This window comes from Acidobacteriota bacterium, assembly GCA_016196065.1.
Classification (GTDB): domain Bacteria; phylum Acidobacteriota; class Terriglobia; order Terriglobales; family Acidobacteriaceae; genus Acidiflorens.
In genome coordinates this window covers 1-1063 of record JACPYL010000016.1, presented here as the reverse complement: position 1 = coordinate 1063, position 1063 = coordinate 1, and the positions used below count along the sequence as shown (strand labels likewise).

The 1063-nt window shown below is 57.7% G+C and carries 1 protein-coding gene; it reads right to left on the bottom strand.

The genetic code is table 11. The annotated features are described in order from the left end of the window. Positions 1–803, bottom strand: an 803-nt coding sequence (locus HY010_16640; GenBank protein MBI3477362.1) for an integrase, incomplete at its 3' end; no start/stop codon positions are given. Positions 804–1063: the final 260 nt, after the last annotated feature.

Here is a 1063-nt window from a genome sequence, read left to right as displayed (position 1 = left end):
GTGAACTCGATCAACAGTTTGTTCAAGAGATGGGCTACGACCTGGTTGATGAACTCACTGCCGTTGTCGGTGTGGAAGCCGCGGATCACGAACGGGTATTGCTCCAACAAATCCTGCAACACTGGCACCAATGCACGCTCACTGATCTGACCGACACAGCCGACGATCTCCCATTGGGTGACCGCATCGATGGTGTTAATATGATAGACCCCCTTGACTCTGTCGCGATCGCCTTGATGGACTGTATCCACCCGCAGGTAGCCCGGTCGGCCCTGCGGATCAGGACGACGGCGTTGGGCGTACTGGACCGTAGCAGACTTCGTCTGGGTCACGTGGGTCGTGTGCATCCGGTAGACCTTGGACTGACGTAGGTTGTACAGATGCGAGACGGAGATCGTGCTCAGGCGAGCAAACGCGGATCGGCTAAAGATTTGGTACTCTCGTCGTAAGATCGCGACCGTGGCGGGTCCGGAGAGTTGGCCATGGGCTTGATCCACTTGGGCCAGCAGAAGCTGATCCGCGCGGGTGAACTTCCTAGCAAAGCAATGGCGCTGGTAGGGGTGGGTCCGCACTTGGCGCGTCTCGCGGAACTGCGCGATCAAGCGGGTGAGTTGAGCGGCTGAGAGGCCGGTCAGCTTCTGCACATACTGACGCAGCAAGCCCTTCTCGGCGCGGGGGCGATGCAGAAACTCATACTGACGGAGTGTACGCTCGATCCACGCGTAAGTTTGAGTGCGGGAGCGGCCCGAGAAAACCAGAGCCTGGCTGGAACGCAGGAAGGCTCGCAATTCGTCGATACTCATGGGGTGGGAGTCGTGCATAGTGAGTGTCATACCTCCTAGGATTCGACTCACGCGCTGGCTGGGCTACCCCCCCCCGCTCATGCTCATCTTGCATTAGAAACACAGGGGAGCTTCATGCTCATCTTGTATTGGATAAGACTCTCAGGCCCTCGTTCACAGCAGCTCCTGTCACCATCAACGTCTGTAGATTCACGCTCAGTGCCAACGCGAACTCGTTTCGGTCATCGAGCGAGACGATCGAGAGCACGAGTGTCTCTTTT